Source organism: Brevibacterium sp. FME37 (genome assembly GCF_014897485.1).
GTDB lineage: Bacteria > Actinomycetota > Actinomycetes > Actinomycetales > Brevibacteriaceae > Brevibacterium.
In genome coordinates, this window is sequence record NZ_JABUYE010000011.1 from 12,964 (window position 1) to 29,099 (window position 16,136).

Here is a 16,136-nt window from a genome sequence, read left to right on the forward strand (position 1 = left end):
AAGGGCCAGCACCTCGAACCTCATCGCTGAATCCGCTTCATTACTCCCACACAAATGAGCCATCGTCCCCGACTCGGAAATCGGTCTCCGGCCACATGGTGCGACCGTCCGAGTAGCGCAACTGCGCCCCATCAAGCCGACCAGCTGCCAGTTCTGTTTCGATTCCAACGGTGCCGCGCTGCTCGAAGCCGACACCGCCGAGGCCGGACGAACCGAGACCCTGCCCGACAGAGCACATGCCGGTCGTGCGCGATCCCTCGCCGTCGCCGGTCACCGCGACATCACCAGAGTGTGCGAGATCCAATCGCCCAGTGCCGCTTTGCCCTCGACCTGAGCCGACGGTGAGATGCTCTCAGGGGTGAACGTCCGATCTGCGGCCTCGACAGCTTCGGCGTGGCTGTCGTACTCGTCCAGATAGGCTCCCCGAGCCATTTCGGGACGGTAGTGGACAAACCTGTCGCAGAACTCGTTCGGCTGATTATCGGTGCCGGGCACCGGCGGCAGATGCTGGGTGCCATGCACTTCCAGACGCTTGCGCAGCAGACGCTGGCGTCGGTGGCATTGAACGTACCGGGATCCAATTCGTTGTGGCAGGTCACCGCCGGCGTCTGCTCCCACACCTGCTCGATCGCTTCATTGCCATCCGGGGCATTGTCGAGGGTGCGGGCGGGCCCCAACGACAACGCAAGACCTGTAACCGGCTCAGGTGAGGTCCAGTCATCGCCTTGCCGGAAAACGTGGACGGGCATCGACTTCGTCATCGCTGTCTCGACGACACCGGGAGCCACCTCGAAAATCCGCAGTCCCTTGTCGTGACCAAAACGAACAATCGAATAGGCGATTCGGAACAATGCCGCCTTCGACGCCGAATACACTGCCTGCGCCGGCGTGCCCTGACCCAAGGTGAGTTCGATGATCCGGCTAGGACGGCAGCCCTCGGCGCCTGCCTGCCATCAGCACCGGAGCGAACACGTTGATCAACTACGCAACCCCGACCACATTCGCTTCGACGACACCCTTGATGCTCTCAGGGTCAGCGTCCCACAACGCCACCTCCGTCGACTCGATCCGCCCAGCATTGTTGATGAGCACCTGCGGGCGCCTGCCCGTCTCCGCCTCCACCGCAGCCACGGACTCCCGCAGCGCTTTCACCACGGCGATGTCATCGGTGCGCAGCCCGACTCCGGTTCGCATGTGGCGATCTGATCGGTCTCGACGGTGAAATCGAGTCTGTTGGTCTCAGCGATCTGGCGGAAGGTGTCAGACAGCGCCCGAGGATTCGGCCTTGCTGCTATTGCCCCAGCCTCCGGGCATCTCCGCATCGCCGGACAAGGTGCCTGCGTTGTGGTAAAGCTGGTGCGGCGTCGAGGCAGTCACGCACTCATGTACGGAGATCGGTCTCGTGGTCCCACCAGAGACCTCTCCCCTGCCGGCCATCGACTCGGTCGATTCACATGTGGCGGCGATCGTGGAGTGGATGATGGCGGAGGAGACTGCACTCACAAAGGCGTGAGTACGTGAACCCTCCGTAAACATCGGAGGCAGAGAGCAACGAAGTCGGTTGTCACCCCTCTACAGTCGATGCATGACGAATCCACGGCACCCGAATCTCGGCAGCGATACTTGGAAGGCGTTCTTGGTCATCGTCGGAGCGTGGCTCCTGGCGGCGATTGGACTCTTCAATGAGTGGTTGCTGGCTCCTGATTCGCTTCCGGACGGCCAATGCGCGGGGTTAGGTTTCGGCTGCGTTCTCACACCACAGGACAACATCCAATTCATGGCATTGCTCTTCGGAGTCCCGGCCATCATCGCATGGTTCAGCGTGGGTGCTATTGCGACTACTCTGCTCGGAAGATTCAGCAACTTGAAATGGTGGTGGATCGGACTCCTGTCACTGGGGATCTGCCTACTCGTCGTAGCGGCGACCCTCAAGGCAGTGGAAAGAATGATTTAGGACTGCTGTCGCTGGCGATCATCCTGGCGCTGTTCGCCTTCGCTCTCGGGTGCTGTCTCGCCGGTGCTGTCCGCCTGCGATTCTTCGAGTTTCTTCTGGCGGCGCTTGAGGTTGCTGCGACTGGCGAAATAGGCGAGCAGGACAAGCATCCCAATGCGGAACGTGGTCGTCACCCAGTCTGGGACTCCCAGGGATATGTCCGGGATCCACCCGAACAGCAGATTGAACAGCCACTCGAGGAACTGGCCCACCGGGGCGAAAACTGCTTGCAGCCATTGAGTAAACGGCTCGAACAACGGCAACACGATTTCTGTCATCCACCGCATGATCGGGTCGAACAGCCAAGCGAACAAGGTGCCCAGGCCTAACAGCGGAAGCAACAAGCGGATCAGCATCGTCAGCCCTGAGACCAGGGCGTATCTCTCCGGATGTGCCGCCCGTCGACGCTCCCGCGCTTCTGAACGACTCCCGTCCTCGGGCAGCAACGGCACAACATCGAGGTCCTTCCGCACCTCGACCTCACCGGCACTTCCGGCGACGGCACTGGTCACATAGACCTCTTCTTGAGCCTCCATCGATCCGTCGGCACTGCGCCGACGCACTTTGAGCCGGGCCATCAACCACCCGGAAGCACGGATCTCCACTTCGGGTGCATCCTCACCGTCTGATGTGGTCCGTCTGCCGATCGGATACTCGACATCGTCGATAGAGACCGCCGTGACTGTCGTCTTCCAAGGAGTATGTTTCGCCGTGACCGAATACTCACGTTCGAACGCGCTACCGGAGTAGCTGGTGGTTGCGACAACCCGTGAACTTTCGGTCACAGAACTCCCTTAAGAAGCAAACAAGTCTGTCAGACTTAACCACAGACAGACTTGTCAGTATTCACATGCCGGGAGGAACACTAACTGCTTCCAGCCACTCACGCCAAAGTCGAAGTCGCTCCGCTTTCTCACCGTTTCCGTCGTCAGGCGCCGTTTGAACTAGCGGAGCCTCTTCACCGAGAACCACTCTGTCGTGAACGTCACGCTTGTCGACGAACTCTTTCACTTGCCGAATACCGTGCAGCGCATTGACCAGCCACACCTCGTGCCCGAAGAGCTCCTCGGGCCGCACCCGACGAAATTCGACTGGAATCGACCGAGCGCGAGCCTCCTCGAGAATCACCGCCGAGGTCACTCCAGATAGCGCGCCCAACTCCGGATCCGGTGCGCACAATGTGTCGACGTCCCACCACAGCAAGCTCGTCGTCGCACCTTCGATGACATGCCCGTCGGCGCTGAGGAGAAGCACCTCGTCACAGCCATACTGTTCACGGGCATCCGCCCTCACACCCTCAAGCAGCGCGATGTCCGGGCCTTTGCAGTCCGGAGTGGCGCGAGGATCAGAAAACGGCGGGACGAGTACCCGCAGTTCCCGTGTCCGCTTCGGAGCCGGCCGCAAACGGAATGCCAACTCCCGCTCAGACCCAGACGGAGCCTCGAGCACGTCGACGCGAGGGAACCACTCCCCCGTTGCCGGTATCTTCTCTAGCACCGCTGCCCAGAAGTCACCGGTAACCGCTTCACCGACTGTCACCTCGGTAGCCGCGCGAGCGAACCGGGCCTGGTGGCGATCGAACGCTCGCATCCGACTGTCCTCCACGAACCATGAGTCAGCCGCCACCAGCGTCCAGGAGCTGATGTCCTCCGTCGGCTCTTCGAATCGGCGATCCCGCTGATTCCACAGCCACACATTCATTGTTCAACTCCATCCGAGTGCTCGGCCGCGAAGGAATCGGCCGGTCGGGCCATCTCGGCGGGGATCGTGGTGTGGAGGTTGACGGTGTCAGTTCGCTCAGACACATCCGCGCCAACCAACCCACCGGATACCGGATCCTCACCATGAGCTTCGTCCCGCCCGGGGAACTCAGCCCCGCCGAGCAACCTCAATATCGGCGCTGCCTTCACCACGGTCTCGGCATACTCCTCGTCGGAATCGGACAGCGCGACGATCGCTCCACCGACCCCATACCGCAGCGCCTCGTCACGGACCACGAGCGTGCGGATGAGGACGCTGAGATCAACGGCACCATCCAACGAAAAGTACCCGACCGCGCCGCTGTACACTCCACGCGCTCCGGCCTCGAGCTCATCGATGAGCGCCATCGTCCGCAACTTGGGCGCCCCGGTCATCGACCCCGGCGGGAACGCCGCCCGTACACACGCCACCGGGCTGGCGGCCTCGGCCAACCGCGAGCTCACCGTCGAGACCATCTGATGCACCGTGGCATACGACTCGATCCCGAACAGCGTGTCCACCTGCACGGATCCCAGCTCGGCCGTGCGCCCGAGATCGTGCCGCACGAGATCGACGATCATGAGATTCTCCGATCGATCCTTCACCGAGGCGGCCAGCTCCGCCTTGATCGCTTCGTCCTCGTCCGGGTTCGCTCCCCTGGGGCGAGTGCCCTTGATCGGCTTCGACTCGACCCGACCGTCGGCACCGATACGCAGAAACCGCTCCGGCGACGTGCTGAGAATCGCCGCTTCACGCGTGCGGATGAACGCCCCGAACGGCGTCGGATTGTCTTCGCGCAGCCGCAGATACATATCCAGCGGAGTTTCGTGCGGGTTGGCGGTGCCTTCGAGAATGTTCGTCAGGCACACCTCGTACGTCTCGCCGTCGGTAATCTTCTGCTGCACCTGATCGATGAGGTCGAGGTATTCGTGCTGACTGTGGCGAGCCGACAGAGTTGGGTTATGTCGTTCAGTTTGGGTTGTGCTGTCTTCCTTCGCCGAGGCGGCTCTCCGTTGATCGGAATCGCTGGGTTCGTCGGTGGGGATCGATGCGATCCGTGCTCGGGTCTGGTCAAACCATTGTTTTGTCGCATCGAAGGCATCGGGGTCGCCGGGTCCACGCAGCGCCAGGAGGTAAATGCGGTCGGTGTGATGGTCGATGACGAGAGCACGGTCGAGGAACATCATGACAGCGTCAGGCGGGTCAGATTCGTGCCGGTTCGGAGAGCCGACCTCAGCTTTGAGTTCGTAGCCGAGGTAGCCGACCCATCCAAGCCGGAACTCGAACGGCAGATCAGGGCTGCCCTCGCTGATCGTAGTGAACGCGGCCCTGGTTCCGGAGAGTTCGACCTCCGTGCTGGCGAGCTCGGCTTCGAGCCAGTCGAAGAGGCCAGAGGTTTCGATGACGACGGCCTGTTCGTCCGGTTTTTGGCGGGATCCGATGCCAGAGCGGACCGCTCCGCTCTTTTGGACCGTGACTGTTCCGTCCGGCACTGATGCGGTCGCGATTTTGCTCAGTGGTCCTGTCGGCGCGCCCATGATCGAGAACCGTGAGGAGGAGTTGATGGGCAGATTCCCGTCGAGCCACACGGCCTCGGGCTCGCTGCCGAAGAGTTCGGTGAAAAGACGGTCGTCGGGGATCGAGTGCGTCAGTTCGTCGGTGTCGAGGACGTATCGGCGCCGTGGGCCAGGGAAGTCGGTGCTTGCCCGAGCCTGCGATAAGGCTGTGCGCGTCCCTGCGGGGACGTCGGGCCGAAGAGCGTCAAGGCCGTCCCGGCCAAACTCCGCGGACTTCTTAGCTTCCCGGCTGGCGTGGTCGCCGTCTTTCGGCTCACTCCGTGTCGAACCGTGCCATTCGAGTGTCAGCTCAGCGAAGTTCTGCAGCAGTGTCCGAGCCTCGTCCGAGGCGATCGATTCCGGGTGGAACTGAACTCCCCACTGCGGTTTGCTCCGATGCCGCAGTGCCTGGACAACCCCGTCTTCAGACCATGCGGTCGCCTCCAGGCAAGAAGGCAGTTCAGTCACCGCAAGCGAGTGATAGCGCACCGCGGAGAACGGCAACGGGATGCGGGCGAACAGTCCAGTCCCCGTATGGCGAATTGCGGAGACCCGGCCGTGCCGAGGTTCCGGCGCATGTGCCACAACTCCCCCGTGCACATGCGCGATCCCTTGGTGACCAAGACATACGCCAAGGACAGGAATCGGCGAGTGCTTGATGACTTCGGCGCAGATTCCGAAATCGGCCGGCCTCTCCGGTGTTCCTGGCCCAGGCGAGATAACGACATTGTCGAACTCCTCGAGCACGCTGATCTCGAACTCGGCCCAGTCATTGGGCACGAGCGTCGGAGCACACCCGTTCACTTCGGCGAGGAGATGAAAGAGATTGAGCGTGAACGAATCGGCATTGTCGATGAGCAGAGTCCGCAGCGGCCGCGTCGCTCCCGACGGCCCGTCCGGAACCATCTCAGCCAAGCACCATCCGACGGTTCGCATCCGACAGTCCGCCATCCGCCTCGGCGAGCAACGACTCTTCTGAATCCGCACCGGCGCGAACATACCGCCCGGTGAACGCATCCAGCGTTCCCGACGCCAGAGCCACGGCGAGATCCGTGACCTTCTCGGGTGAGGTCCAGTCGTCGCCCTGACGGAAATCGTGGACAGGCATCGACTTCGTCATGGTCGTCTCGACGACGCCGGGGGCCATCTCGAAGATTCGCAAACCCTTGTCGTGGCCGAAGTGAACGACCGAATCAGCAATACGGAACAGTGACGCCTTCGACGCCGAGTACACTGCATACGCCGGCGTGCCCTTCGCCCCCGATCCCGAGTTGAGGTCGATGATGCGGCTGGGACGGCCGGTCGCCTGGGCGCCCGCCATCAATACGGGTGCAAAGACGTTAATCATGAGCGCAACCCCGGTGACGTTCGCGTCGACGACGCCCTTGAGGCTCTCCGGATCGGCATCCCACAGTGGCCCCTCGGTCGACTCGATGCGCCCGGCATTATTGATGAGCACCTGCAGACGCTTCCCCGTCGATTTCTCGAGTTTAGCGACAGAGTCACGCAGCTGGTTCACCACCGTGATGTCATCAGTGCGCAGACCGACACCGGTCACCGCTCCCCCGGTCGCCTCAGCGATCTCTTCAGCCGCAGCTTCCGCCTTCTCCGCCGAGGTGGCCGTGACGATCACGTCATACCCGGCTTTCGCGAACGCCTCCGACAGGTGGCGTCCGATTCCGCGGGCGCCGCCGGTGATGAGCGCGATCGTCTCGGACGGGACCGCAGTCGCTTCAGATGCGGTGTCGCCGGTGGGCAGGTTCGTTCCGTAAGGCAGCTTCTCGGACATGTCAGAACTCCTCGGTAGTGATCTGGTGCGGGTAGTCAGGTGTCGTGATGTGAACGACAAGTGCTCACGGCCGCGTGTTCGGTCATTCTTGTGCGCTCTGCCGCGATGCGCTGAGCAGATACGACAGAGCCCGGTCGAACCACTCTAGCGGTCGACCGGGCACTGTTACGCACTGTTCTCAGCTGCGGACTTCGGCGCCGTGACGTTCGGCGGCCAACTTCGTTGCCGCCTCACGCATCGCCGAGGCCTCATCGGCCTTGAGCGTGCGATCTGGGGCGCGGAAGGTCAGGCGGAACGCCAGCGACTTCTTGCCCTCGGGCAGCTGGTCCCCGGTGTAAAGGTCAAAAGTCTCGAGCAGTTCGAGCTCCTCCCCCGCACCTTCGCGCAACGTCGCGGCCAAAGTCTGCGTTGGCAGTTCCGCATCGACGATGAGCGCCACATCCTGACGCGACACCGGATAGGTCGACAGCGCACCGTCCCAGGCACGCAGATCCTCCTGAGCCAGCAATGCGTCAAGATCGATCTCGAATCCGACCGTCCGTGCCGGCAGGCCAAGGTTCTCGCACACCTTCGGGTGCAGCTCACCTGCATGACCGAGCACCTGACCGTCGGCGAGGACAAACTTCGCCGCACGGCCCGGATGCCACGGGGCGATCTGGTCGGCTTCGACGGTGACCTCGAGGCCATTGACCGCAACGATCCGGCGCACGGTGTCGATGACGTCGGTGGCCTCGGCCTTGCGGCCCTTGCCCCAGACTCCGGGCATCTCGGCGTTTCCGGAGATGATGCCCGCGTAGTGGTAGGGCTGATGAGGCACCGAGGCGTAGATCTTATCGAGTTCCGCCTCGGTGGGGTGATATCCGGGCAGGTGACGCGGCCCGGGACCCTCAGGAAGACCTGCCGAGGTGGACACCAGTCCCGCCTCGAACAGCGCAACGTCCTTCGCTCCGCGGCCCTGGTTGCGAACCACGAGGTCGACCAGCGTCGAGAGCAGGTTGGTGCGCATGAGCGGCAGGTCTTCGGACATCGGGTTGGCCAGGCGCACGTGCTTGCGACGCACGTCATCGGCCTCGAGCCGCAGCTGATCGTCCCGCTTGTCGTTCGTGAACGGGTACGACAGCACCTCGGTAAACCCGTCGGCAGCCAACAGGTTCGAGATCCGGCGACGCGTCTTCTGCGCCACCGTCAGTCCCTTGCCTGCCCTGGCGGCAGGCTGGATGGATGGGATGCGGTCGTAGCCGCCGGTACGGGCGACTTCCTCGATGAGGTCGACAGCGTCGGTGATGTCCGTGCGCCAACTGGGCACGGTCACGGCCAGACGGTCCTTGCCGATGACATCGATGGTCGCGCCGATGCCTTCGAGCAGTCCGGTCACCTCGGCGGTTGTGTACTGGACTCCGACGAGCGAGGCGACGCGCTCGACCGGGAGTTCGATGACAGTCGGCTCGGGAGCTTGCCCGACCTGCGTGGTCGCCGGGCTGAGCGTTCCGCCGCCGAGTTCGACGAGCAGGTCCGCGCAGCGACGTGCGGCCACGGGTCCGAGCTTCGGGTCGACGCCGCGTTCGAAACGACGCGAGGCCTCCGAGGACAGCTTGTGGCGACGCGAGGTGCGGGCGATGGAGATCGGGTCGAAGTGAGCGGCCTCGATGACGATGTCGGTCGTCTGATCGTTGACCTCGACGTCGGCGCCGCCCATGACTCCGGCCAGGCCGATGATCTTCCCGCCCTTGCCGCTGGCACCGGCACCACGGTCGGTGATGAGCAGGTCCTCGGGGTCAAGCTTGCGCTCGACATCATCAAGCGTCGTGAACTTCTCACCGGCGGTGGCACGCCGGACGACGATCTCGTCGCCGAGCAGCGCGGTGTCATAAGCGTGCAGCGGCTGCCCGAGTTCGAGCATGACGTAGTTCGTCACGTCCACGGTCAAGCTGATCGGGCGCATGCCCGCCTGCTGCAGGCGACGCTGCATCCAGAACGGAGTCCGCGCCTGCGGGTCCAGGCCGGTGACCTGAACGGCGGTGAACTGGTCACAGCCGGCCACCTCGTTGATCGGGTTGGAGTCCTCGATCGACACCGGGAAACCATCGTCGGTGGCAGCGTTGGTGGGGGCCGCCTCGGCGGCTCCGATGTCGGTGAAGGACTGGCCCTTCATCTGCGCGTACTCGCGGGCGATGCCGCGCATGGACAGCTGGTAGCCGCGATCGGGGGTGACGTTGACGTCGAGGGTGACCTGGTCGAGGCCCAGGAGTGCGATCGCATCGTCGCCGGGCTCACCGCTCAGGCCCAGGTCGGTCAGGACGATGATGCCGTCGTGGTCCTCGCCGAGGCCGAGCTCCTTGGCCGAGCAGATCATGCCATCGGACTTGTGGCCATAGGTCTTGCGCGCCGCGATCTGGAAGTCGCCGGGCAGGACGGCTCCGGGCAGGCAGGCGACGATGAGGTCACCCACGACGAAGTTGTGGGCTCCGCAGATGATGCCGCGGCTCGGGCGCTCTTCACCGGGCTGCGGATCCTTAGGATCGTCGAGGTCCTCGTTGTGCTCAGGCCCGACATCGACGCGACACCAGTTGATGGTCTTGCCGTTCGAGTGCTCTTCCTTGACGAGTTCGAGCACGCGACCGACGACGAGGGGCCCGGTGATCTCGGGGCCGAAGAAGTCCTCTTCCTCGAGTCCGATCGAGGCGAATTCCGCCGCGAGGGCATGGGGATCCGTATCGGCCGGGAGATCGACGTAGTCGGCCAGCCAGTTCAGTGGGACGCGCATATCAAGCCTTCATTCCGAAACGTGCCGAGAAGCGCACATCGCCCTCGACCATGTCATGCATATCGTTGATTCCTTCGCGCAGCATCAGGGTGCGCTCGATGCCCATACCGAAGGCGAAGCCCTGGTAGACCTCAGGGTCGATGCCCGCGGCCTTGAGCACATTGGGGTGGACCATGCCGCAGCCGCCCCATTCGATCCAGCCGGGCCCGCCGACCTTGTTGGGGAACCAGAAGTCCATTTCCGCGCTCGGTTCGGTGAACGGGAAGAAGCTGGGGCGCAGGCGGGTCTTCGACTCCGGGCCGAACATCTCGCGGGCGAAGCCGTCGAGGGTGCCCTGCAGGTTGGCCATGGTCAGGCCCTTGTCGATGGCGATGCCCTCGATCTGGTGGAAGACCGGGGTATGGGTGGCATCGAGCTCGTCCGTGCGGAAGGTCTTGCCCGGGCACACGATGTAGAGCGGGACACCGCGCTGCAGGAGTGAGCGGGACTGAACCGGTGAGGTGTGGGTGCGCAGGACGAGGCCGGCCTCAGGAGGGTCGACGAAGAACGTGTCCTGCATCTGGCGAGCAGGATGGTCGGGTCCGAAGTTGAGGGAATCGAAGTTGAGCCACTCCGATTCGATCTCGGGGCCTTCGGCAACTTCCCAGCCGAGGCCGATGAAGTAGTCGGCGGCCTGTTCCTGGATGAGGGAGAGCGGATGGCGAGCGCCGAGGCGGTTGCGGTCTGTGGGCAGCGTGACGTCGATGGACTCTTCGATGAGCACGGCTGCGTCGCGCTCGGCTTCGAGTTCGGCCTGACGGGCGTCGAGGGCCTTCTTGACCTGACCTCGGGACTTGCCGACGATCTTGCCGGCGGCGGCCTTATCGGCCTTGTCGAGTCCGCCGATGGCTCGGTTGGCCAGCGCCAGCGGGGCCTTGTCGCCCGTGAACTCGATCTTCGCGGCCTTGAGATCGTCGAGCGTGCGTGCGTCCGCGAATGCCCTCAGTGCCGCGTCAACGGCCGCATTCACGGCCGACTCGTCCAATGGGTCGAGCTGGTCAGTCATCAATGTCCTTCATCTGCGTTATCTGCATCTTCTGCGTACTTCAATGCCGTTTGTCTGCTGCGCTCAAGTCTATCGCCTGTGATTCCGTGCTCGACCACTCGTCCGGATCGTGTCCTGGCACCCCTGTGGCTCCCACCCTCGCCGAGGCGGCTCCACCGGATCCCGGTCCGTGCCCACATCTGTGAGCTGAGTCATCGAGGCCCCACTCCAAAAGATGTAGTGTCGAAACATGACGACTCAGCGAGCTTCCGATGTCATGGTCAAGGCCCTGGAGAACGAGGGAGTCGAACGCATCTTCGGCATCCCCGGTGAGGAGAACATCGACTTCATCGATTCTCTGCGCCAGTCCTCGATCGAATTCGTCCTCACCCGCCACGAACAGGCTGCCGCCTTCATGGCCGCAACCTATGGGCGTCTGACAGGCAAGCCAGGAGTGTGTCTGACCACGCTCGGTCCCGGCGCACTTAACCTAGCGACCGGTGCGGCCTACGCCCACCTCGGCGGGATGCCGGTGATCATGATCACCGGACAGAAGGGGATCCGCACGGCCGAGCAGGCGCGCTTCCAGATCGTGAATACTGTGGCGACGATGAAGCCGCTGACGAAGGACAGCCGACAGATCACCTCGGCGAACATGGTCCCCACCATGATCAGGGAGGCCTTCCGCGTCGCCCGGTCCGAACGGCCGGGCCCGGTCCACCTGGAGCTTCCCGAGGACATTGCCGCCATGCCTGTCGAGCATGCAGACCTGATCCAACCGCACACGAATGGACGGGCGACTGCCAGCGATGACGCCGTCGATGCCGCAGCCCAGGTGATCCGGAATGCCAAGCGGCCGCTGCTCATGCTCGGCGCCGATGCCTCGCGCTCGGACTGCAGCGAGGCGCTCTCACGGTTCGTCTCCCGGGTGCGCATCCCCTATTTCACCACTCAGATGGGCAAGGGATCCGTGTCCGGCTCGTCCGGCCTGTACATGGGCACCGCGGCCCTGACCAGCCGCGACTATGTCCATGATGCGATCGAGAAGGCCGATGTCATCGTCACCATCGGCCACGATACGACCGAGAAGCCGCCGTTCACGATGGACGAGAACGGGCCGACCGTCGTCCACGTCGGCTACCGGGCAGCCGTCGTCGAGCAGGTCTACTTCCCGCAGGTCGAGACCATCGGTGACTTGGGCCCCAGCCTCGATCGACTCGCTGTGGAACTCGTCGGTCATGTGCCCAATGCCGGGGCACTGTTGCCGATGCGGGCAGGGATTCTGGAGAAGATCGAAGAGCGTTCGACCGATGACCGGTTCATTCCGCAGCGCATCGTCGCCGAGGTACGCGAGGTCATGCCCGTCGACGGGATCGTGGCGTTGGACAACGGCATGTACAAGATCTGGTTCGCCCGCAACTACCGCACCACCCGGGCCAACACTCTCCTCCTCGACAATGCGTTGGCCACCATGGGTGCCGGTCTGCCGTCTGCCATGGCTGCGAAGCTGACCTACCCGGATCGCCGGGTCATGGCCGTTGTCGGTGACGGTGGGTTCATGATGAACAGCCAGGAGATGGAGACCGCTGTTCGCCTCGGCCTTGACCTCGTGGTGCTCGTCCTCGAAGACAGCTCCTACGGCATGATTCGGTGGAAGCAGGCCGTGGACGGCATGCCCGACCACGGCCTGACGTTCGGCAATCCGGAGTTCGTCGCCTATGCCGAGTCCTACGGGGCCACCGGGCATCGGCTGGAAAATGTCGACGACATGCATGACGTCCTCGAGTCCGCCTTTGCCGCCGGCGGAGTCCACCTCGTGGTCGTACCCGTGGACTATTCGGAGAACGAGCGAGTGCTCATCGACGAACTGGGTCAGCGGGAGGCTGCGGCGCTGGACGCGCAGTAGGGCTGGGCGAACGGCCCGGGTGGGCGAACGGTCAGATTGGCCTCACGGGCCGACTGATCTCGATGCAGCATTTGCCGCTCTGACGGCGAGTACAGCGCAGACGAGGATGAGAACCCACCCGAGCACGGTCAGTATGTGGCCGGCCGTCGTGGCCTTGAGAACTGAACGCACAGCAGTGCCACGGCGTGGCCGATACTGATGACGGCCATGCCAAAGAGGTAGGGCACGCCTGCTCGTTGGCCTGCCTCCCATGCGGCATCGGAGGCCAGCGTGTGCCGCGTGCGTATTCCTATCGCAGAGTTCCTGCCGATCGCCTTTTTGCGCACAGCGACGATCAGTACGACGCTGACCGCTGCCACGATCAGGTAACCCGCCATGGGCGCGTAGAACATCAGCGCTGCTCCTCTCGTTCCTGACTCGCCTGACCAGCTGCACCAACCTCGGCGGCGGTCATTCGACCGTGATGCCGAGTTCGCTGGCGAAGAGTTCGGCGAAGAGCATCATCTGCATCTCATCGATGGTGGCACCCCGCAGCGAGTGGACACCCGAGATCTTATGCGGCTGCAGACCCCGCAGATCCACATTGCCCAAAGTCGCGCTCTCGCACTGCAGCACTCCGACGCTCGAACCGGGAAATGACACCCTGTTGACTTTGGCCCGGTCGAGGTCGATCTCGTCGATGACGCAGTCGCGGAATTCGACGTCGGTGAGTTTGGCTCCGCGCAGGTTGAGGTAGGAGATCCGACAGTTGCTGAGAACGACCTTCTCCCACACGCTGTCATGAACCACCCCTGCACCGATCCGAGTGCCCGAGATCTCGGTGTGGACGAGACTCCCCCGCGGCATAGTCCAGGTGTCGGCCCGGCAGTCCTCGATTCTGCTGCCGGAGAACCGTGCACCGGTGAGGTTCACGGGAGACTCGGCGTCACCGAAGTTCACCCGGGACAAAGATGAGTCCAGGTACGTGGCCTGGGTGGAATCCACCTCGGCGAGGTCAAGGTCCTTCAACTCCATGCCCTCGAGGAACTCCTCCGGACCAATGTCGCCGAGGTAGCCGGGCGTCAAGTTCGTCAGCGTGATCTTCGGTGCGCGTGGAGCTTCAGTCGTCATGGTGTCCACCGTATCGGCTGGGTAGGACACGTCCCTATTGTCGTCACTGCGTCGACTATTCGACGACGAAGTTACTCAGCCCAGCCGCCTTAAGAATGAACGGGGCGATTGACATCAGCACCAGGATCGATGCAACGATCCAGAGCCACATCATTTTTCGCCGCTCGCGCCTGAGACTGGTCGACAGAGCGAACAGCGGGCTCAACAACGGCAGGCCGTAGAACACCGGAGTGAGAACGAACGCGAGTGCAAAAAAGCCAACGAATTTCCACTCAGTCTTCGAGAAGAATCCTTCGTGTTGCTGTGTGGTCATAAACCCTACTTCTCCCCGTTGTCAATAGGTGGAATAACCGCAGGCAGTTAGACGACGCAACTGCTGCAGCGACTTCCACCTGAGAGAGCTTAAGCCGGCGACGCCCCAGCAGGCAACGGCTGTACGAAGTCGAAACGCCTCTTTGCACGGAAGTAACGAATAAGGTCCCCGAAAATCATAGCTGGCATCGTCGCAGTGACGAGCAGGCGCGGGACCGAGGGCGAAGAGCTGGTACCGAAGTTGATGGCCCAGAACAGTGCGGCGATCGCGATGCATACCAGGACAGAGTTCAGCACATCCCGCGCGCACCTCGCTTGCAGTTCCGACAGCGACTGCGGCCAAATTTTCGTGCCAGGCATTGCTTCGCTCCGTCCTGCGCCTCACGCATTAATAGACAGATACCTTGCTTTCAACGCTAGCAGACGTCGCTCTGATCTGGAACACTTGCTCGGTTCAAGCCGGACGCAGTCGAATCACGTTCGGCAGCAGAATTCGTTGAACGCTAGGCCTGCGACTCACATCCGCTGGTTGCGAGCACTCTCGTAGATGCACACGCTGGCAGCAGTCGCCAGGTTGAGGCTCTCAGCTTTACCGTAGATCGGAACAGCCGCCGAGGAGTCACAGAGTTCGAGGTCTTCTGTCCTCATCCCCCAGGCTTCGTTGCCGAAGACCCAGGTGGTGCGGGCGGTCAGGTCGAGTCCGCTATCCCAGGGATGGTGGATGTCGTGAGACTGGTCGTTGGCATCGGCGGCGAGTATCTGCAGGCCGCGGGCACGAGCCAGTTCGGTCACCTCGGCGAGTCCGACCCCGGTGACCACGGGAACATGGAACAGGGAACCGGCTGTGGAGCGGACGGTCTTGTCGTTGTAGATGTCGACGCTTGACGAGGTGAGGACCACAGCATCGGCCCCTGCGGCATCGGCGAGACGGATGATCGTGCCGGCATTACCGGGGTCGCGGACCTGGGAGAGGACGACGATGAGCTGCGCTTCCTTGTCAATGACCGAAGTCAGGTCGACGTCGATGCGTTCGCAGACGGCGACGACGCCCTGTGAGTTCACGGTTGCGGACAGCTCGGTGAGCACCTCGTCGGTGATGATGTTCCAGCGGATGTCGCAGTCCTTGACGGTCTCGACGAACTCCGGATGCGCCTCGGCGGCTTCTTCCGTGATGAAGAGTTCGATGACCCCGCCGCGCGGATCAGCGTTCGAGCCCACCCAGTCCGGAACGCCGGGCGCCTGGCCGGGAAGGCCCAGCTCTGCATGCCGTTCCAGAGCCTCACGCACGGCTTGGGGTCCCTCGACGAGGAACTGGCCCATCGTCTTGCGGCTGTGGCGCTTGAGCAGCTTGACCGCGTTCTTGACCCGTTTCGAATTCGGTGAGGAGATGGCGTCTGGAAGTTTCATGGAATTCGCTGACCCGCATTCTTGCTGGAGGGACTACTGGCTATCGGAGGGAAAAGTTCTGGGACAAAATCAACGGCCCCGAACCAAGTAAGTTCGGGGCCGTTGAGAGTATGAGGACCGGCAGCTCAGGCTGCGGCGGTCTTCGCTGCGTTGACGTCAGCCGGAAGAGCTTCCTTGGCAACCTTGATCAGGTGCGCGAAGGTGGCTGAATCGTTGACGGCGAGCTCGGCGAGCATACGGCGGTCAACCTCGACGCCAGCGGCCTTGAGGCCCTGGATGAAACGGTTGTACGTCATGCCGTTGGCGCGAGCACCGGCGTTGATGCGCTGGATCCACAGGCGACGGAAGTCACCCTTGCGGGCGCGACGGTCACGGTAGCTGTAGACCAGCGAGTGGATGACCTGTTCTTTGGCCTTGCGGTACAGGCGCGAGCGCTGTCCACGGTAGCCGCTTGCCCGGTCAAGGATGACCCGGCGCTTCTTGTGAGCGTTGACCGCTCTCTTAACACGTGCCACGTGTTACTCCTTCAAAATTG

The 16,136-nt window shown here is 62.9% G+C and carries 17 protein-coding genes and 1 pseudogene; 2 read left to right on the forward strand and 16 right to left on the reverse strand.

Annotated elements, in window-relative coordinates; all coding sequences use genetic code 11:
• Positions 1–40: 40 nt before the first annotated feature.
• The 5 genes and pseudogenes from INT29_RS13135 to INT29_RS13145 form a co-directional block, all read right to left on the reverse strand.
• Positions 41–304, reverse strand: coding sequence for a hypothetical protein (locus INT29_RS13135; RefSeq protein WP_096157215.1), 264 nt, complete (start codon positions 302–304; stop codon positions 41–43).
• Complete coding sequence (locus INT29_RS20655; RefSeq protein WP_240516326.1) at positions 271–522, reverse strand: hypothetical protein; 252 nt, start codon at positions 520–522, stop codon at positions 271–273. Before INT29_RS20655 ends, INT29_RS13135 begins: the two co-directional genes overlap by 34 nt.
• A 287-nt stretch (positions 523–809) precedes the next feature.
• Positions 810–875 (reverse strand): annotated as a pseudogene (locus INT29_RS20660) (hypothetical protein); the annotation flags it as partial.
• Positions 876–981: 106 nt separating this feature from the next.
• Positions 982–1,194, reverse strand: coding sequence for a hypothetical protein (locus INT29_RS20180; RefSeq protein ID WP_226823944.1), 213 nt, complete (start codon positions 1,192–1,194; stop codon positions 982–984).
• Positions 1,195–1,260: 66 nt separating this feature from the next.
• Positions 1,261–1,503 carry a hypothetical protein gene (locus INT29_RS13145; RefSeq protein WP_164743178.1) on the reverse strand — a complete coding sequence of 81 codons (243 nt, stop codon included), beginning with the start codon at positions 1,501–1,503 and terminating at the stop codon, positions 1,261–1,263.
• 82 nt (positions 1,504–1,585) lie between these two features.
• Between INT29_RS13145 and INT29_RS13150 the strand changes: the two genes are divergently transcribed.
• The gene (locus INT29_RS13150) at positions 1,586–1,954 is read left to right on the forward strand and encodes a hypothetical protein (RefSeq protein WP_096157216.1); all 369 of its coding nucleotides are present in this window, start codon (positions 1,586–1,588) and stop codon (positions 1,952–1,954) included.
• On the opposite strand, the gene INT29_RS13155 is transcribed toward INT29_RS13150, so the two are convergent.
• The 6 genes from INT29_RS13155 to pheS form a co-directional block, all read right to left on the reverse strand.
• Positions 1,951–2,778 (reverse strand): hypothetical protein, encoded by an 828-nt coding sequence (locus tag INT29_RS13155; protein ID WP_193071922.1) that lies wholly within the window; start codon positions 2,776–2,778, stop codon positions 1,951–1,953. The genes INT29_RS13150 and INT29_RS13155 overlap by 4 nt on opposite strands.
• A 61-nt stretch (positions 2,779–2,839) precedes the next feature.
• Positions 2,840–3,694 carry an aminotransferase class IV gene (locus INT29_RS13160; protein ID WP_125178210.1) on the reverse strand — a complete coding sequence of 285 codons (855 nt, stop codon included), beginning with the start codon at positions 3,692–3,694 and terminating at the stop codon, positions 2,840–2,842.
• A complete protein-coding gene (pabB, locus tag INT29_RS13165) occupies positions 3,691–6,195 on the reverse strand; it encodes an aminodeoxychorismate synthase component I (protein ID WP_226842021.1) in 2,505 nt (834 codons plus the stop codon). Before pabB ends, INT29_RS13160 begins: the two co-directional genes overlap by 4 nt.
• A 1-nt stretch (position 6,196) precedes the next feature.
• Positions 6,197–7,078, reverse strand: coding sequence for an SDR family oxidoreductase (locus INT29_RS13170; RefSeq protein WP_009884148.1), 882 nt, complete (start codon positions 7,076–7,078; stop codon positions 6,197–6,199).
• 178 nt (positions 7,079–7,256) lie between these two features.
• Positions 7,257–9,842, reverse strand: a complete 2,586-nt coding sequence (gene pheT, locus INT29_RS13175; RefSeq protein ID WP_193071924.1) for a phenylalanine--tRNA ligase subunit beta — start codon at positions 9,840–9,842, stop codon at positions 7,257–7,259.
• A 1-nt stretch (position 9,843) separates the two neighbouring features.
• Positions 9,844–10,887 carry a phenylalanine--tRNA ligase subunit alpha gene (pheS, locus tag INT29_RS13180; protein WP_127363095.1) on the reverse strand — a complete coding sequence of 348 codons (1,044 nt, stop codon included), beginning with the start codon at positions 10,885–10,887 and terminating at the stop codon, positions 9,844–9,846.
• Positions 10,888–11,116: 229 nt separating this feature from the next.
• On the opposite strand from pheS, the gene INT29_RS13185 reads away from it, so the two are divergent.
• A complete protein-coding gene (locus INT29_RS13185) occupies positions 11,117–12,772 on the forward strand; it encodes an acetolactate synthase large subunit (protein WP_193071925.1) in 1,656 nt (551 codons plus the stop codon).
• A gap of 128 nt (positions 12,773–12,900) precedes the next feature.
• Here INT29_RS13185 and INT29_RS13190 read toward each other — a convergent pair whose 3' ends face one another.
• From INT29_RS13190 to rplT, 5 genes are all read right to left on the reverse strand, one after another.
• The gene (locus tag INT29_RS13190; protein WP_096145814.1) at positions 12,901–13,164 is read right to left on the reverse strand and encodes an SdpI family protein; all 264 of its coding nucleotides are present in this window, start codon (positions 13,162–13,164) and stop codon (positions 12,901–12,903) included.
• Positions 13,165–13,222: 58 nt separating this feature from the next.
• Positions 13,223–13,882, reverse strand: coding sequence for a pentapeptide repeat-containing protein (locus INT29_RS13195; RefSeq protein WP_035279612.1), 660 nt, complete (start codon positions 13,880–13,882; stop codon positions 13,223–13,225).
• Positions 13,883–13,937: 55 nt separating this feature from the next.
• Positions 13,938–14,195, reverse strand: coding sequence for a hypothetical protein (locus tag INT29_RS13200; RefSeq protein ID WP_009885049.1), 258 nt, complete (start codon positions 14,193–14,195; stop codon positions 13,938–13,940).
• 515 nt (positions 14,196–14,710) lie between these two features.
• Positions 14,711–15,601 (reverse strand): TrmH family RNA methyltransferase, encoded by an 891-nt coding sequence (locus tag INT29_RS13205; RefSeq protein WP_193071926.1) that lies wholly within the window; start codon positions 15,599–15,601, stop codon positions 14,711–14,713.
• Between the two features lie 125 nt (positions 15,602–15,726).
• On the reverse strand, positions 15,727–16,116 hold the full coding sequence (gene rplT / locus INT29_RS13210) for a 50S ribosomal protein L20 (protein WP_009885052.1): 390 nt from the start codon (positions 16,114–16,116) through the stop codon (positions 15,727–15,729).
• Positions 16,117–16,136 lie beyond the last annotated feature (20 nt).

Excerpts from the sequence above, each read along its gene's own strand:
- INT29_RS20180 (WP_226823944.1), bottom strand. The coding sequence starts at position 1,194 with ATGCGAACCGGAGTCGGGCTGCGCACCGATGACATCGCCGTGGTGAAA.
- INT29_RS13150 (WP_096157216.1), top strand. The coding sequence starts at position 1,586 with ATGACGAATCCACGGCACCCGAATCTCGGCAGCGATACTTGGAAGGCG.
- INT29_RS13160 (WP_125178210.1), bottom strand. The coding sequence starts at position 3,694 with ATGAATGTGTGGCTGTGGAATCAGCGGGATCGCCGATTCGAAGAGCCG.
- pabB (WP_226842021.1), bottom strand. The coding sequence starts at position 6,195 with ATGGTTCCGGACGGGCCGTCGGGAGCGACGCGGCCGCTGCGGACTCTG.
- INT29_RS13170 (WP_009884148.1), bottom strand. The coding sequence starts at position 7,078 with ATGTCCGAGAAGCTGCCTTACGGAACGAACCTGCCCACCGGCGACACC.
- pheT (WP_193071924.1), bottom strand. The coding sequence starts at position 9,842 with ATGCGCGTCCCACTGAACTGGCTGGCCGACTACGTCGATCTCCCGGCC.
- pheS (WP_127363095.1), bottom strand. The coding sequence starts at position 10,887 with ATGACTGACCAGCTCGACCCATTGGACGAGTCGGCCGTGAATGCGGCC.
- INT29_RS13185 (WP_193071925.1), top strand. The coding sequence starts at position 11,117 with ATGACGACTCAGCGAGCTTCCGATGTCATGGTCAAGGCCCTGGAGAAC.
- INT29_RS13190 (WP_096145814.1), bottom strand. The coding sequence starts at position 13,164 with ATGTTCTACGCGCCCATGGCGGGTTACCTGATCGTGGCAGCGGTCAGC.
- INT29_RS13195 (WP_035279612.1), bottom strand. The coding sequence starts at position 13,882 with ATGACGACTGAAGCTCCACGCGCACCGAAGATCACGCTGACGAACTTG.
- INT29_RS13200 (WP_009885049.1), bottom strand. The coding sequence starts at position 14,195 with ATGACCACACAGCAACACGAAGGATTCTTCTCGAAGACTGAGTGGAAA.
- INT29_RS13205 (WP_193071926.1), bottom strand. The coding sequence starts at position 15,601 with ATGAAACTTCCAGACGCCATCTCCTCACCGAATTCGAAACGGGTCAAG.